The organism is Pusillimonas sp. SM2304, assembly GCF_031628915.1.
Classification (GTDB): Bacteria; Pseudomonadota; Gammaproteobacteria; order Burkholderiales; family Burkholderiaceae_B; genus Pusillimonas_C.
This window is the reverse complement of the sequence record NZ_JAVLUJ010000001.1, coordinates 1,316,814-1,342,871: the sequence shown is the minus strand read 5'-3', so window position 1 is coordinate 1,342,871 and position 26,058 is coordinate 1,316,814. Positions and strand designations below refer to the sequence as shown.

Annotated in this window: 26 protein-coding genes; 9 read left to right on the top strand and 17 right to left on the bottom strand. The window is 62.6% G+C overall.

From position 1 onward, the window contains the following. Nucleotides 1-5: 5 nt before the first annotated feature. From RE432_RS06130 to RE432_RS06085, 10 genes are all read right to left on the bottom strand, one after another. Nucleotides 6-473 carry a MaoC/PaaZ C-terminal domain-containing protein gene (locus RE432_RS06130; RefSeq protein ID WP_310932377.1) on the bottom strand — a complete coding sequence of 156 codons (468 nt, stop codon included), beginning with the start codon at nt 471-473 and terminating at the stop codon, nt 6-8. After that, nucleotides 470-2,068 (bottom strand): AMP-binding protein, encoded by a 1,599-nt coding sequence (locus RE432_RS06125; protein ID WP_310932376.1) that lies wholly within the window; start codon nt 2,066-2,068, stop codon nt 470-472. Before RE432_RS06125 ends, RE432_RS06130 begins: the two co-directional genes overlap by 4 nt. 1 nt (nt 2,069) lies before the next feature. Continuing rightward, a complete protein-coding gene (locus tag RE432_RS06120; RefSeq protein ID WP_310932374.1) occupies nt 2,070-2,783 on the bottom strand; it encodes an ABC transporter ATP-binding protein in 714 nt (237 codons plus the stop codon). Further along, nucleotides 2,780-3,541, bottom strand: coding sequence for an ABC transporter ATP-binding protein (locus RE432_RS06115; RefSeq protein ID WP_310932373.1), 762 nt, complete (start codon nt 3,539-3,541; stop codon nt 2,780-2,782). Before RE432_RS06115 ends, RE432_RS06120 begins: the two co-directional genes overlap by 4 nt. After that, entirely contained in the window at nt 3,538-4,422 is an 885-nt protein-coding gene (locus tag RE432_RS06110; protein WP_310932371.1) for a branched-chain amino acid ABC transporter permease, read from the bottom strand. The genes RE432_RS06115 and RE432_RS06110 overlap by 4 nt, the downstream gene beginning before the upstream one ends. A 12-nt stretch (nt 4,423-4,434) precedes the next feature. Then, nucleotides 4,435-5,307, bottom strand: a complete 873-nt coding sequence (locus tag RE432_RS06105; protein ID WP_310932370.1) for a branched-chain amino acid ABC transporter permease — start codon at nt 5,305-5,307, stop codon at nt 4,435-4,437. Between the two features lie 17 nt (nt 5,308-5,324). Next, entirely contained in the window at nt 5,325-6,452 is a 1,128-nt protein-coding gene (locus RE432_RS06100) for an ABC transporter substrate-binding protein (RefSeq protein ID WP_310932369.1), read from the bottom strand. 206 nt (nt 6,453-6,658) lie between these two features. Further along, nucleotides 6,659-7,651, bottom strand: coding sequence for a Bug family tripartite tricarboxylate transporter substrate binding protein (locus RE432_RS06095; RefSeq protein WP_409079816.1), 993 nt, complete (start codon nt 7,649-7,651; stop codon nt 6,659-6,661). Further along, on the bottom strand, nt 7,648-8,664 hold the full coding sequence (locus tag RE432_RS06090; RefSeq protein ID WP_310933036.1) for an NADPH:quinone oxidoreductase family protein: 1,017 nt from the start codon (nt 8,662-8,664) through the stop codon (nt 7,648-7,650). The genes RE432_RS06095 and RE432_RS06090 overlap by 4 nt, the downstream gene beginning before the upstream one ends. Beyond that, the gene (locus tag RE432_RS06085; protein ID WP_310932368.1) at nt 8,664-9,863 is read right to left on the bottom strand and encodes a CoA transferase; all 1,200 of its coding nucleotides are present in this window, start codon (nt 9,861-9,863) and stop codon (nt 8,664-8,666) included. Before RE432_RS06085 ends, RE432_RS06090 begins: the two co-directional genes overlap by 1 nt. Before the next feature lie 99 nt (nt 9,864-9,962). Here RE432_RS06085 and RE432_RS06080 point away from each other — a divergent pair, with 99 nt between their 5' ends. From RE432_RS06080 to RE432_RS06060, 5 genes are all read left to right on the top strand, one after another. Beyond that, a complete protein-coding gene (locus RE432_RS06080) occupies nt 9,963-10,889 on the top strand; it encodes a LysR family transcriptional regulator (RefSeq protein WP_310932367.1) in 927 nt (308 codons plus the stop codon). Between the two features lie 148 nt (nt 10,890-11,037). Next, nucleotides 11,038-12,552 (top strand): class I adenylate-forming enzyme family protein, encoded by a 1,515-nt coding sequence (locus RE432_RS06075; protein WP_310932366.1) that lies wholly within the window; start codon nt 11,038-11,040, stop codon nt 12,550-12,552. A gap of 58 nt (nt 12,553-12,610) precedes the next feature. Continuing rightward, nucleotides 12,611-13,579, top strand: a complete 969-nt coding sequence (locus RE432_RS06070) for a tripartite tricarboxylate transporter substrate binding protein (protein ID WP_310932365.1) — start codon at nt 12,611-12,613, stop codon at nt 13,577-13,579. 187 nt (nt 13,580-13,766) lie between these two features. Continuing rightward, the gene (locus RE432_RS06065) at nt 13,767-14,744 is read left to right on the top strand and encodes a tripartite tricarboxylate transporter substrate binding protein (RefSeq protein ID WP_310932364.1); all 978 of its coding nucleotides are present in this window, start codon (nt 13,767-13,769) and stop codon (nt 14,742-14,744) included. A gap of 32 nt (nt 14,745-14,776) precedes the next feature. After that, nucleotides 14,777-15,130, top strand: coding sequence for a DUF4286 family protein (locus RE432_RS06060; protein WP_310932363.1), 354 nt, complete (start codon nt 14,777-14,779; stop codon nt 15,128-15,130). Here RE432_RS06060 and RE432_RS06055 read toward each other — a convergent pair. From RE432_RS06055 to RE432_RS06030, 6 genes are all read right to left on the bottom strand, one after another. Further along, a complete protein-coding gene (locus RE432_RS06055) occupies nt 15,098-16,045 on the bottom strand; it encodes a LysR family transcriptional regulator (RefSeq protein WP_310932362.1) in 948 nt (315 codons plus the stop codon). The two genes, RE432_RS06060 and RE432_RS06055, sit on opposite strands and share 33 nt — an antisense overlap. A gap of 111 nt (nt 16,046-16,156) precedes the next feature. After that, a complete protein-coding gene (locus RE432_RS06050) occupies nt 16,157-17,152 on the bottom strand; it encodes a Bug family tripartite tricarboxylate transporter substrate binding protein (protein ID WP_409079815.1) in 996 nt (331 codons plus the stop codon). A 62-nt stretch (nt 17,153-17,214) separates the two neighbouring features. Further along, complete coding sequence (locus RE432_RS06045) at nt 17,215-18,411, bottom strand: CaiB/BaiF CoA-transferase family protein (protein ID WP_310932361.1); 1,197 nt, start codon at nt 18,409-18,411, stop codon at nt 17,215-17,217. Beyond that, nucleotides 18,408-19,271, bottom strand: coding sequence for a MaoC/PaaZ C-terminal domain-containing protein (locus RE432_RS06040; RefSeq protein ID WP_310932360.1), 864 nt, complete (start codon nt 19,269-19,271; stop codon nt 18,408-18,410). Before RE432_RS06040 ends, RE432_RS06045 begins: the two co-directional genes overlap by 4 nt. Nucleotides 19,272-19,280: 9 nt before the next feature. Beyond that, on the bottom strand, nt 19,281-20,168 hold the full coding sequence (locus RE432_RS06035) for an SDR family NAD(P)-dependent oxidoreductase (RefSeq protein ID WP_310932359.1): 888 nt from the start codon (nt 20,166-20,168) through the stop codon (nt 19,281-19,283). Between the two features lie 176 nt (nt 20,169-20,344). Continuing rightward, nucleotides 20,345-21,142: an enoyl-CoA hydratase gene (locus RE432_RS06030; protein ID WP_310932358.1), complete on the bottom strand. Its 798-nt coding sequence runs from the start codon at nt 21,140-21,142 to the stop codon at nt 20,345-20,347. Nucleotides 21,143-21,333: 191 nt separating this feature from the next. Here RE432_RS06030 and RE432_RS06025 point away from each other — a divergent pair, with 191 nt between their 5' ends. The 4 genes from RE432_RS06025 (at nt 21,334) to pgi (ending at nt 25,139) form a co-directional block, all read left to right on the top strand. Continuing rightward, nucleotides 21,334-21,744: a Zn-ribbon domain-containing OB-fold protein gene (locus RE432_RS06025; protein WP_310932357.1), complete on the top strand. Its 411-nt coding sequence runs from the start codon at nt 21,334-21,336 to the stop codon at nt 21,742-21,744. Beyond that, the gene (locus tag RE432_RS06020) at nt 21,744-22,916 is read left to right on the top strand and encodes a thiolase (RefSeq protein ID WP_310932356.1); all 1,173 of its coding nucleotides are present in this window, start codon (nt 21,744-21,746) and stop codon (nt 22,914-22,916) included. Before RE432_RS06025 ends, RE432_RS06020 begins: the two co-directional genes overlap by 1 nt. Before the next feature lie 330 nt (nt 22,917-23,246). Then, nucleotides 23,247-23,504, top strand: a complete 258-nt coding sequence (gene infA, locus RE432_RS06015; RefSeq protein WP_013744218.1) for a translation initiation factor IF-1 — start codon at nt 23,247-23,249, stop codon at nt 23,502-23,504. A gap of 75 nt (nt 23,505-23,579) precedes the next feature. Next, on the top strand, nt 23,580-25,139 hold the full coding sequence (pgi, locus tag RE432_RS06010) for a glucose-6-phosphate isomerase (RefSeq protein ID WP_310932355.1): 1,560 nt from the start codon (nt 23,580-23,582) through the stop codon (nt 25,137-25,139). On the opposite strand, the gene rfbD is transcribed toward pgi, so the two are convergent. Continuing rightward, nucleotides 25,114-26,031: a dTDP-4-dehydrorhamnose reductase gene (rfbD, locus tag RE432_RS06005; RefSeq protein WP_310932354.1), complete on the bottom strand. Its 918-nt coding sequence runs from the start codon at nt 26,029-26,031 to the stop codon at nt 25,114-25,116. The two genes, pgi and rfbD, sit on opposite strands and share 26 nt — an antisense overlap. Between the last annotated feature and the right edge of the window lie 27 nt (nt 26,032-26,058).

The following is a 26,058-nucleotide window of genomic DNA, read 5'->3' as shown; positions in this document are numbered from 1 at the left end:
GGGGTTCATTGCTTGCGCGCGTCGGCGCCCTGCCGGGTCAGCACCAGGACGTCGCTTTCGCCTTCCTGGACGACGTCGCCCTTCTGATTGATCAGTTGGAAGCGCCGGCCCAGCTTGCCGCTGTTGCCGCTTTTGCCCGGTTCGAGCGCGGTAATGGTGAGCTTCAGGTGTATGGTGTCGTTCACCAGCAGGGGCGCCAGGAAATTCCAGTTCCGGAAACCCAGCATGGCCACCACCGAGTCATGAAAGATGCCCAGCTCGTGCAGCATGCCGGTGCTGACGGCAATGCCCAGCACGCCGTGCACCACGCGTTGCCCGAAGCGGGTGGACTTGGCGAACTCGGCATCCGCATGCAGGGGATTCCAGTCGCCCGACAGCATGGAAAAAAAGGTCAGGTCGGTTTCCGTGATGGTGCGGCCGCCGCTTTCGAATACCTGGCCTACCTTGAAGTCTTCGAAATAGTATGTGGTCATGCTGTTTCCTCTATTCTTTGCATCGCCATGTCGCGCAGCTTGGCGCGCTGTATCTTGGCGCCGTTGGAGCTTTGCGTGGTGGGGTATTCGCTGACCGCCCAGATGCGCGCGGGCACCTTGAAGGCGGCCAGTGTGCGGCCCACGCCGGCTTTCAGGGCTGCTTCGTCAAAATCGGCGCCGGGCCGCAAGATGACAAAGGCGGCGCAACGCACCTGCCCGCCGATGTCGACCCCGACCACTTGGGCGTTGTCGACATCGGCCTGTTCTTTCAAGACGTCTTCCACTTCGACCGGGCTGACCAGATAGCCGGCCAGCCGTATGGCGTCGCCCTGGCGCGTCTGGTAGACAAAGCTGCCGTCCTCGCGCAGATAGCCGACATCGCCCGTGGCGAAGAAGCCATCCTGATCGATGGCCTTGGCAGTGGCTTCCGGGTTGTTCAGGTAGCCGGTGAAATTGGTATCTGAACGGATCTCGATGGCGCCGCTCTGGCCCACAGGCAGCAGCTGTCCGGTATCTACATCGCGTATGCGTATTTCCGCGCCGGCATGGGCGGGCAGGCCGCCCCCTTTCAGGGCCTCGAGCATGGGCGTGCCCGGCCGGTTCAGCGAGAACAGGGCCTGGACTTCGCTGGAGCCGTACAGGCCGTACAGGGGAATATGGCGCCGCCAGGCGGCCTGGCCGAACTCCTCGACACCCGGGTGGAAGGACGCAAAGCCGCAAACAAGCAGTGACGGGAATGGATGGTCGCCCACGGCATGCTCGACAATGCGGCGGAACATTTCGTCGCTGCCGAAGACATGCGTGACCTGGTGCTGATTGATCAGGCTGGCGGCTTCGGGGCCGTCGAAGGTATCCATGATGACGGCGGGCTTGCCGGCGGCGAATGCGCCGAAGGCCGCGTTGAAGCCGAACACGCCGCAAAATGGCAAGGTCGCCAGCAGGCAGGCGCCCTCTTCCTGGAACTGGTAGGCTTGCGCCACGCGCTGGCTGTGCACCGTGACCGTACGCTGGGGATGCATGACCAGTTTCGGGCCGCTGGTCGTGCCCGAGGTAGTGAACAGAATGCTCAGATCGTCGGCGCCGCCCGTCACGGGCACGCTGTCTTCGGGCAAGGCATCCAGGCTGAAGGCCACGGTGGGTTTGCCCAGCACATTGTCCGGCAGCTCGCCGGGCGCCGCATTCAGTACCGCCACGCGCTCGAGCGACTGCGCCGAGGCGGGCCCGACGCCCGCCAGCACGGCCGGGAAATCAATCTTGCGAAAGTTCAGTTCCAGCACAAGCAGCTTGGCTTGCGAACGCTCCAGGATGTATTCGAGTTCGTGCGCGCGATAGCGCGTATTGACCGTGACCAGGGTCGCGCCCAACTGCGACAGGCCGAAGTACAGCGTCAGCCATTCGATGCGGTTGACCAGCCAGACCGCCACCTTGTCGCCGCGGCCTATGCCCTGCGACGACAGCCAGGCCGCCGTCTTGCCGCACAGCCGGTTGAATTCGCCATAGCTGATCTTGCGCTCGCCATCGATAAAGGCGATTTCATCCGGCCGGCTGGCCGCCTGCTGCGCCAGCAACGCCGGCATGCTCGTGTACAGCGACATCTTAATAAAGCTCCATCAGTTTGGCATTGTCGGCAAGGTCTTCGGGCAAGGCCTCGCTGATGATTGCGCCCGATTTCATGACGACCACGCGGTCGGAGATCTTGAGCGCTTCTTTTACGTTCTGCTCGACCAGCAGAATGGACATGCCGGTGCGGCGCTGCAGGTCGCGTATGGGTTGCAGCAGATCCTGGAACAGCTTGGGGGCCAGGCCGATAGAGGGCTCGTCCATCAGCAGACAGCGGGGCTGGCTGAGCAAAGAGCGCGCAATCGAGACGATCTGCTGTTGCCCGCCCGACAAGGTGCCGGCCCGCTGCTGATAGAACTTGCCCATGGCGGGCAGCACCGACATGACCCAGTCCAGGCGTTCGGCGCGCAGCGCTTTGGGTATGCCTGCGGCCCACATGCCCATTTTCATGGTTTCGGCGACCGTCAGGCCCGGAAAGACGCCGCGCCCTTCCGGGACCAGCGACAGGCCGGCGGCGGTCAGCGCGCGCGGCTCGATCGCATCCAGCTTGTTGCCGTCCAGATAGATTTGCCCGCCTTGACGCGGAACCAGGCCGAACAGGGACTTGAGCAGGGTGGATTTGCCCGCGCCATTGTGGCCGATCAGGCAAAGCACTTCGTTGGCGCGGAGTTCGAAATCGAAATCGTTCAGCACGGGGCGTCCGCCGTAGCCGACGACCAGCCCTTCGGTTTTGAGCACGGTGTTCGTCATGCCGTTTGCTCTCCAAAATAGATGGCCGCCAGATGCGGATCTTTCAGCACGGTATCGGGGTCGCCATCGGCCAGCAGCTTGCCCTGATCCAGGAAGGCAATGCGGTCTGAGATGCCGATGACGATATCCAGATTGTGCTCGATGATGCAGACGGTCACGCCGTTCCGGACTTCGCTGCGCAGCAGTTCCAGGAACAGCTCGTACGAGCCGCGGTCCAGGCCGGATGCGGGTTCGTCCAGCAGCCACATCTTGGCATCGGTGGCCATGATGCGCGCCATGCTCAGGAACTTGCGCTCGGCGTAGGCCAGGTCAATGGCCCTGACCTTGGCCTTGCCGCTCAGGCGCGTTCGTTCCAGGATATGCGCCACTTTCTCTTCGCGCGCGCGGCGTCCGGCCGAACCGCCCGGCTGCCATAGCCAGGACACGGGCTCCATGACCGACAGGACGTTCTCTTCGACCGTCATCTGGTTGAACAGGCGCAGGTCCTGAAAGGTGCGGGCAATGCCTTTGCGGGCGATTTTCCAGTGCGGCTGTCCGACAATGGACTCGCCCTGCCACAGGATATCGCCGCCGGTCGGCACCAGATGCCCGGTGATCAGGTTGAACAGGGTTGTTTTGCCCGCGCCGTTCGGCCCCACCAAGGTGGTGACGATGCCGGCGCGCATGTCCAGGGACACATTGTTGGTGACCTTCAGCCCGCCGAAATTCTTTTGCAGGTTGGTAATGCGCAGCAATACCTGGTTATTCGCTTCGCTCATTTTTCCCCCTTGTTCTGCGAGGAGCCCACCAGACCGCCCGGACGGAAGATCATGAGCAGGACCATGGCGGCGCCATAGGCAATTTGCTGGATGGAGCCGATTTCGGTGGCCGGCAGGAACCACATATAGCTGAACAGGCTGGGCAGCAGCATGAGCAGCATGGTGCCCACGATCGGGCCCAGCAGCGTGCCCGTGCCGCCGATGATGACCATGGCCATCAGCAAGACCGACGTATCGAGCATGAAGCTTTCGACGTTGATGAAGCCCAGGTAGAAGGCGTAAAGCGCGCCCGCCACGGCGGCCAGCGCCGACGAGATCATGACCGACAGGGTCTTGATGACGGCCACGTTCTTGCCGAAGGCATGGGAGGCCGATTCGCTGTCGCGAATGGCTTTAAGACTGCGGCCGAAGCTGGACCGCAGCAGAACGTTGGTCATGAAGATGACCAGAATCAGGCAGCCGACCGCCAGCAGCATGAAATGGGTCGGGTCGGCCACCGCGAAGCCGAACAAGTCGACGGGCGGAATGCCGATGACGCCGCCCAGGCCGCCGGTGAATGTTTTCCATTCGGCAAAGATGGTAACGCCCAGCACCTGCAGCCCTAGCGAGGCGGCCACAAAGTATTCGCCGCGCACGCGCAGGGCCGGCAATGCCAGTATCAGCGACAGCACAGCGGCCACGAACATGGCCACAGGAATGGCCAGGAAGAACGAGGCGCTGAAATTCAGGGCGAAATAGGCGGCGGTATAGGCGCCGACACCAAAGAAAACAGCATGGGCCATCGAGAAGATGCCGGCATAACCCATGATGAAGTTCAGGGTGATGGCCAGCACCGCATTGATGCTGATCAGGGTAACCAGGTTAAGTAGGTAAGCAAGCATGGTCCCGTTCCCTTACGAAGTGATGGCGCGGCCAAAGAAGCCGGACGGCCGGAACATGATGAACAGGAACAGCACGATGAAGGTGACGGCCTCGCTCCATTGCGGCCCCAGGTACATCAGCGCCAGGTTTTCGCTCATGCCCAGCAACAGGCCGGCGCACGCCGCGCCGCGCAGGCTGCCCACCCCGCCGACGATGGTGGCGGCCAGGCTGATCAGCATGACGTGATGGGCCATGGCCGGATTCAGCCCCGAGCTGGCCGCGCTAAGAATGGCCGCTGGAATGACCAGCAAGGAACCCAGGGCAAAGACAATGGTCGACAGGCGCCGCGGGCTCAGGCCGTAGACCCGGACGAGCTCGGGGTTCTCGGACAAGGCGCGCAGACCCATGCCCACGTGGGTGCGCATCAGGAACAGCTGCAAGGCGCCAAAGAAAACCAGGGCGCAAAGGATGGCGATGCCGGACAGCGGCGCCACGTACAGGCCGGGCATGAGTTCGACGCTGCGCGACAAAGGCGTGGTCACCGACACGAAGCCGCGGCCGAAGATCATGCCGATCAGGTTCTGCACAATGATGCCGGCCCCCAGGGACGCCACGAATACCGTAAAGAAAGACCCTTCGTGGCGCTGTATGGGCGCATACACCCAGCGATCGAGCATGACGCCGAAGACGACGGCGCCCGCCGTGGCGGCCAGTACCGCCAGCAGCCAGTGTGACCCGGCCACCGAATACAGGTAATAGAAGATGTAGGCGGCGATGGTGAACGTTGCGCCGTGCGCAAAGTGAAACACCTTGGTCGAGCCGAAGATCAACGAGAACCCGACCGCGATGAGCGCATACAGCGCGCCCACCTGCACCCCATTAATCAGCAGTTGCAGCAATAGCATGAGTGTCAGCCTTCAGATTACTCGGCAACGACCGACACGACCTTGCCGCCCGCGCCGTCGATCTCATTGATCTGCATGGGGCTGATGACGGTGCCGTTTTCGGTAAAGGTCACCTTGCCGCCGACCATGTCGAAGGTCTTGCTTGCTATGCGCTGGGCCAGCAGGTTCTCGCCGGTGATGGGCTTGCCCTGCTTTTCGAGTTCGTGCGCCAGCAGGCCGAACAGCCGGACCGCGTTGTAGTAGTTGGCGATGTAGGCGGTGGGCATTTTATTGTGCTTGGCCTTGTAGTCATCCACGAACCGCTTCGTGACGGGATCGGTAGACGCCCAGTCGATGTTCTGGCTGGTGTACAAGGCGCCCTTGGCTTCGGGCAAGGCATTGATTTCCGGAATGGAAAACGCGGTGTAGCTGACCAGTTGCTGCTTGATGCCGTTATCGCGGAACTGCTTGACGATCTGCGACTGCTGCGAGCCATAGGAAGCCACATAGATCACGTCGGGATTGGCGGCGCGCACGCGGGCGGCGATACCGCTGAACTGTTGCGCGGTCGCGGGCACGGACAGGGCTTCGACCAGTTCGCCGCCGGCCTTGGGCAGGGTTTCGCTCAGTTCCTTGCGGATGCCTTCGCCCAGCGGGTCGTCGACATAGACCAGGACGAAGCGCTTCATGCCGCGCTCTTTGACCAGATAGGGCAATATCGCCCGGACCTCGTCATTGGCCAGCGGGATCACGTTCCAGAAGTACGGCCCCAGGTCCGCCAGATCGGGCCCTACGCCGCCGCCGTTGACGGCCACGGTTTTGCTGCGGGCGGCGGTGGTCGAAATGGCCTTCGACACGCCGGTGAACGCCGACAGCACATAGGGCACCTTGGCCACATTGACCAGCTTGTTCATGCCGATGACGCCTTGCTGCGGCAAGGCCTGGCTGTCTTCATACTGCACCGACAGCGTGCCGTCGATAAGCTTGTCGGCGTTGATGTGCTCGACCGCCAGATTGACGCCCGAGCCGAAAATATCACCGTATGTCGCATTGAGCCCGCTCATGGGGAACAAGGCGCCGATCTTGACATCGGCCGCCTGCGCCGACGCGCCCCATGCGGCAATGGCCACGACACCAAGGGAAAGGATTCGTTTTATACCTATCATTGCGGTCTCCGGATTGTTCTGCTGCGTTTTTGGCCAGAATGACAATGCAATCAACGGGCACGGAAGGGGCAGCCCGCTCGACAGTCTGGCAGTCGCAGAAGTGTGACGCGCCGGTAGTAAAGCCACAATTCGTATTTAAAAAAGAGTCCGTTCCGGGCTGATTAATCCTAGGGTTAATACTTATCCGTACACGCTGCGCGGCGGATTTATTGCAAAGGCACATTGGCCAGCTTGATCAGCTCGGCCCACTTCTTTTCTTCCGACCGCGTGTAGGCGGCAAAGTCCTTGGGCGCCGAACCCACAGGCTCGGCGCCCATGGTTTCATATTGCTTGATCACGGCCGGGTCGCGCAAGGCCTCTTTGGCGTAGCCGGCCAGCTTTTCCACGATCGCATCAGGCGTGCCCTTGGGGGCCCACAGCGCATACCAGGTACTGGTATCGAACTCGGGATAACCCGATTCCGCAATCGTGGGCACGTCGGACAGCACGCCGACCCGTTTTTTGGTCGTGACCGCAATGGCGCGCAACTGGCCCGACTTGATGAAAGGCATGGCCGACGGCATGGAATCGAACATCAGGTCCAGCTGTCCGCCCACCAGATCGGTCAGCGCGGGCGCGCTGCCTTTGTAGGGAACGTGCTGCATCTGCACGCCGGCCAGTTTCTTGAACAGCTCGCCCGACAGATGCTGCGCCGAGGCAGTGCCCGCCGAACCGAAGTTCAGGCCGCTCTGGCTGCTTTTGGCCAGCGCGGCGGCGTCGGCCACCGTCTTGATGGGAGAGTCCTTGGGCACGACCAATACCAGCGGCACGGCGGCCAACTGCGTGATGGGCACGAAATCGGTGAACGAGTCGTAGCTCATGCTCTTGTAGATATGGGGGTTGATCACGTGCAGCGAGGCGTTGGCCAGTATGGTGTAGCCGTCGGGGGCCGCGCGGGCTACCTGATCGGCGCCTATCATGCCGCTTGCGCCGGCGCGGTTGTCCACCACAATGGGCTTGCCGATCACGTTGGCCATGGCCACGGCGGCGCCGCGGGAAACCAGATCGGTGGGTCCGCCCGGGGGATACGGCACCACCATTCTGATGGGTTTGTCCGGAAAGCTGTCGGCGGCAAGCGCAGCCGTGCCGGCGGCCCCGGACATGATCAGGGCGCATAGCCCAGCCCGTAGGGCCAGGCGGGAAGCGAGCATGGATTTCATCGTGTAGTCTCCTTTTTTATAGATAAAGCCAGCTTGCCTATGACTTGCCGGCTGTGTAGAGCGTCGAGTGCGTTGCTCAATTCTGCTAGGGGAAAAACCTGGGCCACCGTTGGGCGGATGCGGCGATCACGGGCCCAGCCCAGCATGGTCTGCATGGCGTGCTGCATGGCGGGCGCGTGCACAATGCGCTCATCGGCGGGGGTCCAGCCGATATAGCGGCCGTAAAAGAAACCATGCAGAGTCAGGTTCTTGACCAGCATGATGTTGGGGGGAACGACAGGCATGGCGCCGCTGGCAAAGCCTATGCTCAGCAGGCGCGCGTTGTGGGCGGCCGCGCGCACGGCATGGCCAAACAGCTCGCCGCCCACCGGATCCACGATGACGTCGGCGCCACGGCCCTCGGTCAGCATCTTGACCTGGGCGGCCAGTTCGGCGCCGGGCGCTACCGCGCCGATCGCGCCGCGCCTGACGGCCTCGTCGCGCTTGGCCTGGGTACTGGCGCAAGCAATGACCTGGGCGCCCATCTGCACGGCCAGTTCCACTGCCGCCAGGCCGACCCCGGCCCCCGCCCCCAGCACAAGGACGGTTTCACCCGGCTGCAAAGCGCAGCGCCACAGCAAACCGGTGTAGGCCGTGCCGTACGAGATGGGAATAGGCAGCGCATCGAGCAGCGGCAGGCCTTCGGGGATAGCGTATACGGTGTATTCGGGCAGCTTGATGCGCTCGGCAAAGCAGCCCCAATCGGCAATGGCCGCCACGGCATCGCCCGGCTTGAAGCGGGTAACGGACGCCCCCGCCGCCACCACATGCCCCACGGCCTCGGTGCCGGGCGTAAAGGGCCGCGGCGGCTTGGTCTGATAGCGCCCTTCTACCATCAGGCCGACGGCGTGGCTGACGCTGGCGTAGGCCACCTCGATGATGACTTCATGCGGTCCGGGATCGGCGGGCGCGGGGCGCTCTACCAAGCGCACCCGGTCAACCGTTCCGAACTCGTCGCATTGCAGGGCGCGCATCATGCCGGCCTTGTGTCCGGAACGCCATCCGCCTGCCGGACGACGGCGGCATTCAGCAAGCCTGCGATGTCGTCTTCGTCCAGCCCGGCCTGCGCCAGGACGGCCACCGTATGCTGCCCTATCGCAGGCGCCGGCTGCAAAGGGCGATGCTTGCCGGCCCCGGGCAGGCCCGGCAGACGCAATGCGCCCACGCCGGGTTGCTGAAGCGGCTGAAGCAAGCCCAGGTGCGCCGCTTGCGGATGCGCCGCCAGCGCATCGTAGTCGCGCACCACCGCATGCAGGACGTCGTGCTGCTTAAAACGCGTTTCCCATGTGCTTGACGGCGCCTGGCGCAACTGGGCGGCCAGCTCGCCATGCAGGTAATCCCGTTGCGCCATGCGTTTTTCGTTGCTGTCCAGGCGCGGATCCGCCAGCCACGCCGGCCGGTCCAGCGCCCGGCACAGCCGCGCGAACTGATCGTCATTCAGGGCCAGCACGGAAAGCTGGCCATCGGCCGTGGCAAACACCCCATTGGGCGCGCTGACCGCGCCTGCGGGCCGGCCCTGGGCCAGCGTAAAGGCGGCCATGTCATTGATCTGCAGGGCCGCGCACGCCTCGAACAGGCTGAGCTGAAGGTGCGCGCCGCAGCCGCTGACCGCCCGCTGATACAAGGCCGCGGCGGTTTGCTGCGCGGCATACAGGGCGGTGGAAATATCCGCCAGCAACAGCCCGATGCGGCGCGGCGTCTGCTCGGCATCCTGATTGGCAAACATCAGGCCGGCGTCGGCCTGCATCACCGAGTCGGAAGCCGGCGCCTGGGCGTAAGGCCCGTCATTGCCGTAGCCGCTGATCGATACATAGATCAGTTCGGGTTTGTCCGCCGCCAACGCCGCGTAGCCGACGCCCAGGCGCTCGGCCACGCCGGGGCGGAAGTTCTGCACCACCACATCGGCCTGCAGCGCCAGGCGGCGCAGCAGCTGCTTGCCCGCGTCCTGCCGCGCGTCGATGCATATACCCTGCTTTCCGGCGTTGTAGCTGATGGACAGCGCGCTGTGCTGGTCGCGGACCACGCCGACATTGCGCCCCCAGTCGCCCTCCGGCGGCTCGACCTTGATGACCTCCGCCCCCTGCTGCCAAAGAATCTGCGTGCAATAGGGTCCGGCAATACCTTGGCTGATATCAAGAATGCGCAATCCGGAAAAGGGCAAAACGTGGGTCATGAAGGAACAACTCTCGCTGAATCTGGAACGTTCAGCCATCCTAGCATCGCCATTTAATGCATACAATGATCAAACTTTAGCCTTAAGTGTTGAATAAAAATGGACAATAAGCTGGACCTTAATCTGGTCCGCCTGTTTGTGGCGGTGGTTCAATGCAAAACCCTGAGCGAGGCCGCGCGCCGTACCGGCATGACGCGATCCAATGCGTCGCGCCAGTTGAAAGCGCTGGAGCTGGCCGTGGGTGCGCAACTGCTGCGGCGCACGACACGGCACGCGGAAGTAACTGAAGCCGGCCAGTTGCTGTACAAGCACAGCCTGCGCATGCTCGAAGAGATGGAAGCGGCGCGCTCGTCCATCGACAGCCTGGGCGGGACGGTGCGCGGCGATGTGCGCATCCGCCTGCCGACCGGCATGGGGCATCTGTATCTTGCGCCCATGCTGATCGAGTTCGCCCGGCAGTATCCCGATGTGAGCTTGCGGGTGCTGATCAACGATTTCATTGGCGACCTGATCAGCGCCGAGGTGGATGTCGCGCTGAAAATCACATCAACGCCGCCCGAAGACCATGTTGCGCGCAAAATCTGCGATATCCGCTGGTGCCTGTGCGCCACGCCCGACTTCATTGCGCGCCATGGCGCCCTTGCCACCCTGGAGGACTTGACGCGCTGCACGCTGATTGCGCCGGCGTCCTTGGGCCGCCGTTTCGACATGAAGTTCGACATGGGCGGCATGCGTGTCCTGCTGCGAGTTTCGCCACGCCTGCAGTCGGGCGATTATCCGTACTTGCTGGAAGCCACGCTGTCGCATCTTGGCGTGGCGCTACTCCCGCGCTATGCAGTATGGAAGCCGTTGCAGTCAGGCGCGCTGCAAGAGGTGCTGCCCGAGTACGAACCCGAGGGGGTGGGCAACAGCGTCTATCTGCTGACGGCGCCGAACCGCTTCCCCACCGTCGCCACCCGCACTCTGATGCGCTTTATCACCGGCCAGATCCAGCAACATGAAATCAACTGGAGAAAACCCGCCTGACGGCAGCCCAGGACGTGATCGGAACAACAGGCCTTATGCCCGCATGAAAGACCGGCTTCACAAAAAGTGAATTGCTTATGCCGGGGATTGCACCGAGACTAAGGTGAAGCCATACCAGCCATCCCGACCCTTCAAGCACGCAACCGCCATGCAATTCATCCACGAACTCCTGCAGCATCAGGCCACGCGCCGTCCCGACGCCATCTGCCTGTATCCGGAAGAAGCCGAGCCTATCCGCTACGGCCAGCTCTGGCGGCAGGTACAGGCCATCGGCGACTGGCTCCGGTCCGAAAAGGTCGCGGCGGGCCATAAGGTGATGCTGGTGGGCGAAAACTGCCCGGAAATGGTGGCGTTGCTGTTTGCGTGCAGCGCCATAGGCGCCTGGCCGATCAGCGTGAATGCACGATTGAGCGCCAGGGAAATCAGCGTCATCGCCGATCATTGCGAGCCCTCCCTTATCTTTTTTACGGCACGCTGCTCGGCGCCGGCCGACGGCCACGCCGCGGCATACGGCGCGCAAGCCTGCGATGCCGCCGCATTCCCCGCCGGAAATAAATACGCCGTGCTGTCCCCCGCCGCGGCGCCTGAAAGCGCGGAGCAGGCGCAAGCCGTGGCCACGCTGATCTACACGTCGGGCACAACGGGCGCGCCCAAGGGGGTGATGGTCAGCCACAAGGGCCTGCTGCACTTTGCCCGTATCTCTGCCGCATCGCGCCGCATGAGCCCGCAGGACATTGCGTATGCGGCGCTGCCCCTGTCCCATATTTTCGGGATTGCCACGGTATTGATGGCGACCTTCCATGCCGGCGCCAGCCTGGTGTTGCGGGCGCGGTTCGACGTCGACGACGTCCTGCGCACGCTGGCCGATCCCGGCATCAGCATTCTGCAGGGCGTGCCCACCATGTTCGTGCGCATCGTTTCCGCCGCGGCCGACCAGCCCCGCATCCATGCGCCTGCCTTGCGCTATGTGTATACCGGCGGCGCCGCGCTGGACCTGGCGCTGAAAGGCAAGATCGAGAGCCTGTTCGGCCTGCCCCTGCACCATGGCTACGGCATCACCGAATACGCGGGTTCCATGTTCATTACCGACATCGACAAGCCGCGCGGCGATGCCGCGGCGGGCTATGCGGTTGAGGGGGTCGAACTGCAGATCATGCAGGACGGCCAGCCGGTGCAACAAGCGGGCGCCAAGGGCGATATCCTGATACGCGGGCCTGGCGTGATGCTGGGCTACTACCGCAATCCGGTCCAGACGGCGCAAGCCCTGCTGCCGGGCGGCTGGCTCAATACCGGCGACATTGGCTATGTGGATGGCGACGGCGCGCTGTTCATTACCGGGCGCTCCAAAGACCTGATCATCCGCTCGGGCTTCAACGTCTACCCCCAAGAGGTCGAAGCCGTCATGAATGCCTTTCCGGGCATACGGCTGTCGGCCGTGGTCGGCAAGGCGCAGGAAGACGGCAACGAAGAAGTCGTCGCGTTCTACGAAACCGAGGACGGCCGGGCCATCGACAAGACAGCGCTCATGGACTATCTGGCCGAACGCCTGGCCCCCTACAAGCGTCCGGCCAGGCTCATGGAAATCGAACAGATTCCCACGACCATCAGCGGAAAAATCCAGAAGGAGCCGCTCAGGAACCGTCTGGACACAGCAGTGCCCTGAAGCAGGCGTCTTGCAGCGCAAGGCGCCGCCAACATCACTAGAAAACGGGAGACAAACCATGAAATTGAATACCCTGATCTTGCTGACAGCCGGCCTGATCACCGCGGCCAGCGCGCACGCCCAGGCGCCGTGGCCTGCGCAGCCCATCAAGCTGGTCGTGGGCTATGCGCCCGGCGGCCCGGTCGATACCAGCGCCCGGACTTTCGCCAAATACCTGAGCGACGAACTGAAACAGCCTGTGGTGGTAGAGAACCGCACGGGGGCCAGCGGCATGATTGCCGCCGAGTCGATATCGCGGGCGCCGGCCGACGGCTACACCCTGAACTTCGTCGCCAGCCCCACCCTGACCATTACCCCGCTGGTCCAGCGCAACGACAAGCTTGATCACGACAAGGACTTTTCCTACATCGGCACCATCGTCAATTACACCAATGTGCTGGTGATCAATAAAGACGTGCCCGTCAAGAGCATTCAGGAACTGGTCGAGTACGCCAAGCAGAATCCGAACGCGGTCTCGTTCGGTTCGGCGGGCGTCGGTGCATCGAATCACCTGTCCGCCGAACTGCTCAAGCAAAAAACGGGTACTGAAATGCTGCACGTGCCGTACCGCGGCAACTCGCCGGCCATGATCGATGTAATCGGCGGCAAGATCACCTATATGTTCGACATCACCAGCACCGCCATCCCCTATATCGAAAGCGGCAAGGTGCGGGCGCTGGCGGTCACCTCGCGCGAGCGCAATGCGGGGCTGCCCGACGTCCCGGCCATGGCCGAGGCCGGCGTCAAAGACTACGAAGTCACCGGCTGGTACGCCCTGATCGGCCCGGGCAAATTGCCCGGCAACATCGTCGATCGCCTGCAGCAGGCATTGCAGCGCATCGCCGGCAATGCCGACTTCGTGCAGAACATGAAGAACGGCGGCTACACCATACACCTGAGCGACGGCGAGCAGCTCAAGGCCCAGGTCAAGCGTGAATACGCCATGTGGGACGACGTCATCAAGAAGGCAAAGATTCTGTCGAATTGATGCCGGACAGCGGGGCGGGCAGCGGCCAGCCCCGCTGTGCTGTATGACGAACCCGCATAACTGATATACCGTTGCGACAGGTAGAGAATCCGGGGGCTTGCGGTAGTATTTGCGAAGCCGTTAGCTACACAATTTCTTATAAAAACACAGGGCGTCCGCGGGGCGCTCTTTTCATCCCGGAGACATCATGAAATTACTCAGCAAGCTGCTGGTTGCTATGTTTGCGTCAGCCGTCGCCCTGTCGGCCGTTGCCCAGCAGTTCCCGGCAAGGCCCGTAAAAATCGTACTGCCTTATCCGCCCGGCGGCCCCACCGACACCTTTGCCCGCGCTTTATCGATAAAGCTCGCGGAAAAGTGGGGACAGCCGGTGGTGGTCGATACGCGCCCCGGCGCCAGCGAAATGATTGCCGCCCAACTGGTGGCCAATTCCAGGCCGGATGGCCATACCATTCTCTTCTCGACCGATTCCGCCTTGACGCTGAATCAGTACCTGTTCAAAGAAATGGCCTACGATCCCGTCACCGACCTGGTGCCCGTCACGCAGCTGACCAACACGCCTTTCGCGTTCGTGGTACCGCCTGACTCCCAGGCGCAGACGCTGGAGCAGTTCATCAACCTGGCGAAGCAGAGCCCCGGCAAGTACAGCTTTGGCGCGGGCGGTGTCCTGGGCGTGACGCAATTTGCCTTTGCCGACCTGGTCACATCGCCCAACGTCAATATCGATGCGTTGATCGTCCCCTATTCGGGGCTGGGCACTGTATTGCCCGACCTGCTTTCCAGCCGGGTGGATTCCACTTTCGGGGGCATAGCGGCCGTCGAGCAATTTGTGAAGGCGGGCAAGCTAAGAGCCCTGGCGGTGGGCGGCGCAAACAGGTCGGCGGCGCTGCCTGATGTGCCCACGTTCAAGGAGCTCGGCTATCCTGACGTCAATGCGGGATTCTTCAGCGGGCTATCGGTCGCCAAGGGCACACCCCCCGACATCATCCAGAAGATTGCCTCCGATATCCGGGAAGTGGTCAGCACCCAGGCGTTTCGCGCGCAGAATATCGATCCCTTCGCCCTGGAACTTATCGCCAGCACACCCGAAGCCTTCACCGAGTTTCTAGAACAGAATCGCATACAACAGCAAGAGCGCATACGCAAAAGCGGTACCCAGCCGACCTGAGCGCACATGCTAAAGACAAGGACTGAACAACGATGAGCAATCAAAAAAAGAAGCACTTCTTCATGGTGTTTGCGAACCCGCTTCCAGGCACGGAAGAAGAATTCAATCGCTGGTACAACGAGCAGCATGTGCCGGATCTGCTGAAACTGCCTAATTACGTTGCCGCCCAGCGTTTCGAGCTGAGCGCGCATCAATATTGGGACAATCCGCATCCTCAGAAATACCTGGTCATCTATGAGATACACGGAGATGATCTGCAAGCTTCACTGGACAGCCTGCATCGGGCTCTGGAAAACGGCGACATCGCCAAGTCGGCCTCGTTCGACTGGGACACAATGGCAACGCATGTCTACTCAGCCATCTCCGATCGTATCCTTGCGCAATAAGGTGGGCAGCACCAGGCCTCTTTTCAGGGCTTCGGCCGTCTCCAACCCGCGCAGCAGTTTGGCCGCGTCGCGCTGCAGCCGGGTGAGCACGCCGGAGTTCGATGTGGCCAGCACCAGTTCGCTATGAATGCCGGGCGCATCGATGCGGGCAAGTTGCACACCTTTAGGCAGGACGCCATAAGACAGCGCCGTCTCCGGAAGGATCGAGCAGGCAACGCCTCGCTCGATCAGCGCCATCACACTCCGCACGGAGTCCACTTCCGCAATGATGTTCAACTGTATCTGGTGTTTTTTGGCGGCGTCGGCCAGTATCTGCTTCATCGTGTTGGGACCGCTGAACAATGCCAGGGGGATATCCGCCAAGGCCGGCACATCGATAGAAGGCGGGATGCGCGCAAAACTCGGCGGCGCCAGCAAAATCAAGGTTTCAGTGGACATGATTTCGTAGTTGAGCTGAGGCGACGGCATGGGATCGAACATGATGGCCAGGTCGATCCTGTTGGTCATCAAGAGCTCCCGCAAATAATGGCTCAGCCCTTCCGTGATCGTGATCATTGCCCTGGGATACCGTTCGCGAAACTGCTCGACGATCAGCGGGCCGTACTCATTGGCAAAACGAGGCGGCAAGCCGATGGTGACTTGCCCTTTAGGGTTGTTTTTAAGCTCAGCCAGCTCTTTACCGGCCCGGTCGGCCAGGTCCAGCATCTGTCGTGCATAGGCCAGCAACGCGTCGCCCGCCTCGGTCAAGGCAACGCCGCGTCCCGTCCTGACCAGCAGTTTCTGCCCGAACTCTTCTTCAAGCTGGGCCACCTGCCGGCTGATAGCCGATTGAGACAAATTCAGTTGGGCGCCAGCCTGGCTGAAGCTGCCCGTCTCGACAACGCGAAGAAAGTAACGCAACTGAATCAGTTCCATGACACTGTGTCCCTGTGTACGGCCAAGTCAAAAAATTCCGGCTCGACGCAGCGGGCCGGAATTTCTTCTGCTTCAGCGCCATCCCGCCCAATCGCGGCACGGTCTTACTTGCTACTGCTCGATCTGGATGTTGGCTTCCTTGATGACCGTGCCCCATTTCTTGATCTCGCTGTCAAGGAAACGGGCAAAGTCTTCCGGCGTGCCGGGCATGGGCTCGGCGCCGGCGGCGGCCATGGCGGGGCCGATCTGCGGATCTTTCAGGACCTCGACCAGGTCGGCGTTAGCCTGCTTGACGATGGCTTCGGGCGTGCCTTTGGGCGCCACCAGCGCCGTCCAGGAATAGGCTTCGTAGTTCGGCACGCCGGCTTCGGCGATGGTGGGCACATCGGGCGCCAGAACCGAGCGCTCGGGGTTGCCCACGCCCAGGGCGCGGATGTGGCCGGACTTGATGAAGGGCAAGGCCGACGGCGCATCGGCAAACATCACCTGCACCTGCCCGCCTACCAGGTCTTGCATGGCCGGAGCGCTGCCGCGATAAGGAATGTGCTGGATCTTGACGCCGGCCAGGCTGTTGAACAGCTCGCCCGCCAAATGGGTGCCGCCGCCCGTGCCCGACGAACTGAAGGCAATCTTGTCGGCGTTGTCTTTCGCGTAGGCGATGAGTTCCTTGACGTTGTTGACCGGCAGCGACGGATGCACCACCAGGATGATGGGGAAGCGGGCGACCGAGCCGACTGGCTCGAAATCATTCTGGATATCGTAGCCCAGGTCTTTGCGCAGGCTGGGATGCACCGCGTGGTGAATGGCCGGGAAGAAGAAGGTGTACCCATCCGGCTTTTCTTTCATGGCGATGCGCGCCGCCACGATGCCGCCCGCGCCGGCCTTGTTGTCGACCACGGCGGGTTGGCCCCACTTGTCGCCCAAAGGCTTGGTCACAAACCGGGCCGAGGTGTCGACGGGGCCGCCAGCCGGAAAAGGCACAATGAAATTGACGGCGCGGGCAGGCCACGCCGCATCGGCCGCCCATGCCGTCGAGAAAGGCGCGGCCAAAGCCAGCGCCCCCAGGCCCAGGCCGGCAAGCGCGTCGCGCCGGGTCATTTTCTTCATGATTTATCTCCAGTTGTATAAATAGTGACGCTTGGGTTCATGGGCGGCGCACCCCGCTTGCCTTATGGGCGCTTGAGCCCCAGCTCAGCCAGAATCTCGTCCGTATGCTCGCCCAGCAGAGGCGGCGCCATCCGGTACTGAATGGGCGTGTCGGAATAGCGTATGGGGTTGGCCGTGGTGGGCGCGGTGCCCGCCACCGGATGCGGCAGCGTCTTCCATATTTCGCGGGCCTGGACCTGCGGATTCTGGAACACCTGTTCGATATTGTTGATGGGCCCGCAAGGCACCCCGGCCTTTTGCAGCGCGGCGATCCAGTCGTCGCGCTGGCGTGTTTTCATGATGGCTTCCAGCTCTTGGATCAGCGCGACACGGTTGATCAGCCGCTGGCTGTTGGTGGCGTAGCCGGGCTGCTCGGCCAGGTCGGGACGGCCCATGACCTGGCAGTAGGCCCGGTACTGCGAGTCGTTCCCGATCGCCACGATCAGATGGCCATCGCTGGCCGCGAAGACCTGGTAGGGCACCACGTTCTGGTGCGCGTTGCCGGCTCGCGTGGGCGCCACGCCCGACGTCATGTAATTCAGGTTCTGGTTTGCCAGCATCGCGACGTGGCAATCGAGCAGCGCGACGTCGATAAACTGGCCCAGGCCGCTGCGTTGCCTTTCCTGCAAGGCGCCCAGGACGGCAACGGTGGCGTACATGCCGGTAATCAGGTCGGTAACGGCCACGCCGGCTTTCTGCGGACCGCCGCCCGGCAGGTCATCGCGTTCGCCGGTAATGCTCATCAGGCCGCCCATGCCCTGGATCATGAAGTCGTAGCCGGGCAAAGGCGCCATGGGGCCGGTTTGCCCGAAGCCGGTGATGGAGCAATAGATCAGGCGCGGGTTGACTTGCTTGATGCTGTCGTAATCCAGCCCGTACTTTTTCAGGCCGCCGACCTTGAAGTTCTCGACCAGGATGTCGCACTGCTTGGCTATTTCCCGGACCAGCTCCGCGCCTTCCGGGCTGGCGATATCGATGGCAATCGAGCGCTTGTTGCGATTGGTGCTCAGGTAATAGGCGGCTTCGCTGGTGTCCTTGCCGTCGGCGTCCTTCAGGTAGGGCGGGCCCCAGCCGCGGGTGTCGTCGCCGGTGCCGGGGCGCTCGACCTTGATGACGTCGGCGCCCAGGTCAGCCAGGTTCTGGCTGCACCATGGTCCGGCCAACACCCGGGATAAGTCCAATACTCTGATGCCATCAAGGGGCGCCTTGCGTTCACTCACTCTATTATTCCTGCAATACCGTTGCTTAACACCACGATGCCGCGTTCGACGGACCGGGCCTGAAACTGTACGCGGCCCTTGTCCCCCTTCCACATGTCGACCGCGAGCGTTTCGCCAGGAAAAAATGGCGCCGAGAATCGCGTATTCAGGCAGGTAAGGCGTTCGGGGTCGTAGCCGCACAGAGTCTTGACAATAGCATGAGCCGCCACCCCGTATGTGCACAGCCCGTGAAGTATAGGCTGGGGATAACCGGCTTGGCGAGCCACGGCGGGATCCACGTGCAGGGGATTGGGATCGGCGTTCAAGCGGTACAACAGGGCGGCTTGAGGCAAGGTGGGCAGTTCGCAGACCAGGTCGGGGGCCACGGCCGGCACTTTTGGCAAGGCTTCGGGGGGCTCATCGCCCTGCCCGAAGCCGCCATCGGCCCGGCAGAAGGTCGTTTGCTCGACCGTGGCAAGCAGGGTGTCGTCGGCGGCGTTGTACAGCTTTCGCTCGACCACCACCAGCGCGCCCTTGTCGCTGCCCTTGTCGATCACATGCGTGACCCGGCTGCGGCCGATCACTTCGCCCGCGGCGGGAAAGGGATGATGGAAACGCATGCGCTGCTCGCCGTGCACAAGCTTGACCCAGGTAATGCCCGCCTTGGGATCCTGCATCCAGAAGCCCGGATAGCCCAGCACCGCGGCCATGGTGGGGAACACCTTGAGCCCGGCCTCGTACACAAAAGGCAGTTGCGACGGGTCGAGCGGGTCTTGCCCCAGGCCGATGCTCAAGGCATACAGAATGCTGTCCTTGTCCGTATAGGCCTGGCGCACATCGGCAAAGGCCCAGTTCTTGATCAGATCGTAATCCAGTGCCATGGCGGTCTCTTAGATGGGGTCCCAGCCGATGACTTCGGGCGAGCGCTCAAGCTTGAAGAAGCTGTTCTGCATGGCGGGGATGGCGATTTCGGCAATGCCTTCGGGCGTCCAGCCATCGGACATATGCACGGAACGCAGCGGGCGGGGCTGGCTGAACAGCATGATCTCGTTGGCGCGCACCGCAAAGATCTGCGCGGTCACCGCGGCGGCCGCGTCGCTGCCCAGGTACACCACCAGCGGCGCGATCTTGCCGGCTTCCATTTTTTGCAGTTTGACGACACGCGCTTTTTCTTCCGGCGTTTCGGCGGGAATGGAGCTGGTCATGCTGGTCCAGGCGAAGGGCGCAATGCAATTGGAGCGCACATTGAAGCGCGACATGTCGAGCGCGATGGACTTGGACAAGCCGACAATGCCCATTTTGGCGGCGGAATAGTTGGCTTGGCCAAAGTTGCCGATCAGGCCCGACGTCGACGTCATGTGGACATAGGCGCCCGATTCCTGTTCGCGGAAATGCGGGGCGGCCGCGCGGCTGACGTAGAACGAGCCGTTCAAGTGCACGTCCAGCACCTGCGACCATTCTTCGTCGTTCATCTTGTGGAACAGGCGATCGCGCAGATTGCCGGCGTTGTTGACGACGATGTCGATTTTGCCGAAGACATCGACTGCGTTCTGCACGATTTTCTCGGCGCTTTCGCGCGTGGCGACGCTGTCGGTGTTGGCCACGGCCTGCCCGCCCGCCGCCTTGATCTCGTCGACCACGCTTTGGGCCGGACCGGCGCCAATGTCGTTGACGACCACGCTGGCGCCCGATGCGGCCAGCGCCAGGGCGATGCCTTTGCCGATGCCGCCGCCCGCTCCGGTCACGACAGCAACCTTACCCTTGACTATTTCGCTCATTCTGTTGACTCCCTGTTCTTTTTTCAGTGTGGCCGCCGCCAGCGATCCCTGGCGGAAAGCGCCACAAAAGGCCTATTCACAATAGATGAAATGCAGCCGGCCCTCAACTTCGATTTCAAAAACATCGAGTTAATGAATGCTTAAGCGAAGCCGCCGCAAGCCGGTCTGCCGGGGCGCTAGCGCCCGGTAAAGCGAGGGGGGCGTTTTTCGCCGAAGGCTTGCATGCCTTCCAGGTAATCGTCGGTGTAGCCCAGCTCGCGCTGCAGATCGCGTTCAGCGTTGATCTGCGCTTCCAGCGAGTTGTCGCCGGACGCATAGAGCGCCTGTTTGGTGGCGGCAAAAGCGCGCGTCGCGCCATCGGCCAGGTGCCGATGCACGGACTCCAGGGTTTCTTCAAGCGCTTCGTCGGGAATGCAGCGCCAGATCAGGCCCCATTGCTCCGCCTTTTCGGCGCTGACCGGCTCGGCGAACAGGGCGGCGCCCATCGAGCGCTGCATGCCGACCAGGCGCGGCCAGAAATACGTGCCGCCCGCATCGGGCAGCAAACCGATCTTGGCAAACGCCTGGATGAATTTTGCCGATTTCACCGCGATGACGATGTCGCAAGCCAGCACGACGCTGGCGCCGGCCCCGGCGGCCACGCCGTTCACGATGCACACCACCGGCGCGGGCAAAGCACGCAGGCGCAGCACCAGTGAACGGTAGTTGCGGTCTATGCCTTCGGACAGATCGCGCCGCTGGCCCGCAGGCAGCGGCTTGCGTTCAGACAGGTCTTGTCCGGCGCAGAATCCGCGGCCCGTGCCGGTCAGGATGACGCCGCGCAAATCATCGCGCGATTCCAGGAAGTCCAGCGCCGCCTTCAGGTCGTCGTGCATGATCTGGGTGAAGCTGTTCAGCGTGTCGGGGCGGTTCAGCACAATATGGCCGACCCCTTCCCGGTAATTGAACTGAATATGTTGATAGACGTGCGCCATGTGCCTGCCCTTGCCCCTTATGTATGTTGGCCAGCGCCTGGATGCTGCCTGCGGCGCCCGAGCCGTAAGCTTAGCGCCTGCGCACGCGGCTTGCTATTAAGCACATCGAAAGCCCGGCCTAAGCAAAACGAAATTGCCAAGCGCCGGGTTTACGGGGGACACTGCGGCAAACCCTATAAAACGAGCACACTATGCCTTCTTCACAGACAAGCTCCGCCGGCGGCGGAGTGGCGGCCACCGGCGCCGACCTCTATTACCGCACGCAACTGGATCAGGGCCATTTCCAGATCCAGCGCTGCCTCTCGTGCCAGCACAGCGTTTTCTATCCGCGCATGATCTGTCCGCATTGCGGCTCGGATCAGCTAGAGTGGTTCGCCCCTTCCGGCCTGGGCACGGTGTATTCCACCACGGTGGTCCGGCGCAAGGCGGAACTCGGCGGCGACTACAACGTGGCGCTGGTCGATCTTGACGAGGGTGTGCGCATGATGAGCCGTGTCGAAGGCATACAGCCCGACGCCGTTGCGATCGGCATGCCGGTGCGGGCCAAGGTGGTGGACAGCAATGAAGGCAAGCTGCTGGTCTTCAATCCGGAGGCCAAATAATGATAGACCCACGATTCAGGGGCGCCACCGCCATTGCGGGCGTCGGACATGCCGGCATTGGTTTTTCGACCGGATTCACCGAAATGGAAATCCTGGTCCAGGCCGCGCATCGCGCGGTCTCGGATGCGGGCCTGACCATGCAAGACATCGACGGCATCGCCACGGCAAGCGTTGCGGCCACAATGTGGGTCATGCCCGTCATCGAACACCTGGGCATCAAGCCGACGTTCATCGAAAGCACCATGCTGGGCGGTTCCAGCTTCGTGGCCCACCTGATGCCGGCCATCCATGCGCTGGAATCGGGCCAGTGCAAGGCGGTGCTGGTGTGCTACGGCAGCACGCAGCGCACGTCTACATTAAGCCGCGCCGAGATCGGCGCGGTTCGCAGCAAGCTGGACCCGCAGCCTTACGAAACGCCCTACAACCCGCTGAACCCCTTGAGCTCGTACGCCATGGCGGCCGCCCGCCACATGCATCAGTACGGCACCACGCGCGAACAACTCGCCGAGGTGGCGGTGGCGGCGCGCAAATGGGCTCAGCTGAACCCGGAAGCGCTGATGCGCGATCCGCTGACCATTGACGATGTCCTGTCGGCACGCATGGTGTCCGACCCGCTGACCACGCGCGACTGCTGCCTGGTCAACGACGGGGCGGGCGCTTTCGTGCTGGTGCGCGCCGACCGCGCCAAATCGCTGAAGCACAAACCGGTCTACGTCTTGGGCAACTCCACCGCCGTGTGGAATCGCCAGGTTTCCTCCATGGAAGACCTGACCGTGACAGCGGCGCAGCAGTCGGGCAAGCTGGCCTACGAGATGGCGCAGGTCGCCCCCGCCGACATCGATGTGGTCGAGGTCTACGATGCCTTCACCATCAATACGCTGCTGTTCCTCGAGGACCTGGGCTTTTGCAAGAAAGGCGAAGCCGGCGGCTTCGTCAGCGACGGCGCGATTGCGCCCGGGGGGCGCCTGCCGGTCAACACCAACGGCGGCGGGCTTTCCTGCGTGCATCCGGGCATGTACGGCATTTTCATCCTGATCGAAGCCGTCAGGCAGTTGCGCGGCGCCTGCGGCGAACGGCAAGTGAAGGACGCGGAACTGGCGCTGGTGCATGGCAATGGCGGGACCCTGTCCAGCCAATCCACCGCCATCCTGGGCACAGAGGCTACGCTCTAGCGCGGCCAGCCTGCCGTCCCCCCAGCGGGACGGCAGCGCCCATCCGGCCGGCCAAAATAAAAAAAGTCCATCAGTACAAGTACTTGTGGTATCATACCTAGGCTAAACGCAAGCGTCGTCATCAAGAATTTAGCAGCAACCCGGCAACATCACGACCCCCACCTGACGCCTGCACCACATACGTTCCACACCGGAACGCAGCACCAAACGCCGCTTTTGGCGTCACGAAGCACCTGTTCACCATTTAACTGCAACATGCGGTTTGTCGGATGCTACGCAGCGCGAGTCCGACCCCAAGGTGCTTTTGTTAATTTTTACAGGAAACCATCTATGGCCAAAGAAGAATTGATTGAAATGGGCGGACTCGTCACCGAGGTATTGCCCGACTCCCGCTTCCGTGTAACGCTTGATAACGGGCACCCCGTGGTCGCTTACACCGGCGGCAAAATGCGCAAGCACCATATCCGTATTCTGGCCGGCGACAAAGTCTCGCTGGAAATGTCCCCCTACGACCTGAGCAAAGGCCGTATTACCTTCCGTCATATCGCCGGCCGCGCACCGGGCGGCCCCAGCCAACGACGCCGCTAAAAGGCGCACGCAGGCAAGGGCGGTTTCTGGCATTACAATCGATGCTCGATGTCATGCCTTCAGCAAGGAACGCCCGTGTCTTGTGCCTTAACCAGCTTGCCCGAATGGGCGGCATTCGAAGCTGCCGCCAAGCAATCGCCCATCCATGTCCACGACCTGCGCATCATCCATGCGGCGGGCATCGATCTGGACATCAGCGGCCAGGGCAGTTCCCCCGCACTCAGTGACGCCGCCCAGGCACTGCTGGACGCGCGCGGCTTTGCGCCCATGCGCGAACGCCTGCTGTCCGGGGGCATTGCCAACGTCACCGAAGCGCGCGCCGCCTGGCATACGGCCCTGCGCGCGCCCGCCCCCATCAAGGAAGTCGCCGCCGAGCGCCAGCGCCTGAATGCGTTTGTACGCCTGGCCGATTCCGAACGGCGCTGGCGCAATATCGTGCATATCGGCATTGGCGGCAGCGACTGGGGCGTGCGGCTGGCCGTCAGCGCCTTCGGCTATGCCGGCACATGGCGGCAGGTACATTTCGTGGCCAACATCGACGGCCATGCCATACAGGGCGGACTGTCGGGGCTGGACCCGCACGATACGCTGATTGTGCTGGCGTCCAAGTCGTTCACAACGGCCGAAACGCTGCAGAACGGGCAGCGCGCGCTGGAATGGCTGCAGGCCTCCGGTGTGGAAAATCCTTATGAACAAGTCGTGGCGATCACCGCCCGGCCCGATGTGGCCCAGGCCTGGGGCGTGCCTCAGGCCCATATTTTCAAGTTGTGGGACTGGGTGGGCGGCCGTTTCTCCTTGTGGTCGGCGGTCAGCCTGACTACGGCGCTGGCCGTCAATGCGGATGTGGTCGCCGGCATGCAGGCGGGCGCCGCCGCCATGGATGCCCATTTTGCCGAGGCGCCCACCGAGCGGAATGCGCCGGTGCAAATGGCGCTGGCGGGCATTGTGAACCGCAGTGTACTGGGCTATGGGTCGCTGAATATCGCGCCGTATGATTTCAGACTGTCGAACCTGGTGCCCTATGTGCAGCAGCTGGAAATGGAGTCGCTGGGCAAGTCGATCAACCTGGACGGCCAGGCCGTGGGCGTGGCCACCGGCCCCGCCGTATGGGGCATGCCCGGCACCGACGCCCAGCACACCTTCTTCCAGTGGCTGCACCAGGGCAGCGACGGCGCGCCCGTCGATTTCATTGTGTGCCAGCACGCCGACCACGGCTGGCCCGAGCATCACAAAAGCCTGCTGGCCAATTGCCTGGCCCAGCGCGAGGCGCTGCTCAAAGGCAAGACCTACGACGGCGCCCTGAAAGAATGCCTGGACGCGGGAATGACGCAGGATAAGGCCGAATGGCTGGCGCAGCATCGGGTCCATCCTGGCGGACGTCCCTCTAACCTGATCGTGCTGCCGCGCCTGTCGCCTTACACACTGGGCGCCTTGCTGGCCTTGTATGAACACAAGGTGTTTGTGCAGGGGGTGATCTGGGGCATCAACCCCTTTGATCAGTGGGGGGTGGAATACGGCAAGGTCCTGGCCAAGGGCATTTCGGCCGAACTGTCCGGCAAAGCGGCGGACGCCGACAGCGCGGCGCACGACGCGTCCACGGCGCATTGGGTCAAGTCTTTTGGGAAATCGCTTTAATCACCGCCGCCAATGACGTATCCAGGGGTTTGGGCCGTATGCCCAGGGCCTCGATCTTTTCACACGACAATACCGAATAGGCCGGCCGCTGCGCCGCAGTGGGGTAATCACGCGTGGCGATGGCTTGCAGGCGCGGCACGGGAAAGCGTTCATCCCACTGCCGCGCGCATTCAAAAATAGACTGCGCAAAGCCGTGCCACGATACCGGCGTGGCGCCGCAATAATGATAGACACCGGAAATCGGCTGCGGGCATGCCGTCAGGCCGATGACCGCGTCGGCCAAGTCGCCGGCATAGGTGGGGCAGGTATGCTGGTCGGCCACGATGCGCAGCGTGGCGGCATCGGCGGGTTGCGCATCGCAAGCGCCCGGTTTCGCCGTCTTGGCCGCGTTCACTGCCAGGCGCAACATGGTCTTAACGAAATTGTTCCCATATTCGCTGTAGACGCCGGATGTTCTGAGTACGATGGCCTGCGGCAGGCTATGCAGCGCAGCGCGTTCGCCTTGCAGCTTGCTGCGTCCGTATTCATTCACGGGTTCAGTGGCGTCCTGCTCGGTGTAGGGCCGGTTTTGCTGCCCATCAAAGACATAATCAGTCGAAATATGCAGCAGCCGGGCGCCCGCGACGCCAGCCGCTTGAGCCAGGTGGGCGGGCCCCTGCGCATTGACCGCGTGGGCCTGCGCGCTTTCGCTTTCGGCCTGGTCTACCGCCGTGTAGGCGGCCGCGTTGATGATCCAGTCTGGCTGTTCACTGGCCACGCGCTGCAAGACCGCCTGAGGATTGGCAATATCCAGCGCCGCGCGGCTCAGGGCAAGCAGTTCCCAGTGGGCGGGGCAGCGGTCTTGCAGGCAGCGCGCCAATTGGCCGCCCGCGCCGGTCAGCAATACCTTCATGAAGCCTGTTCCTGTGCCGCCACCTGG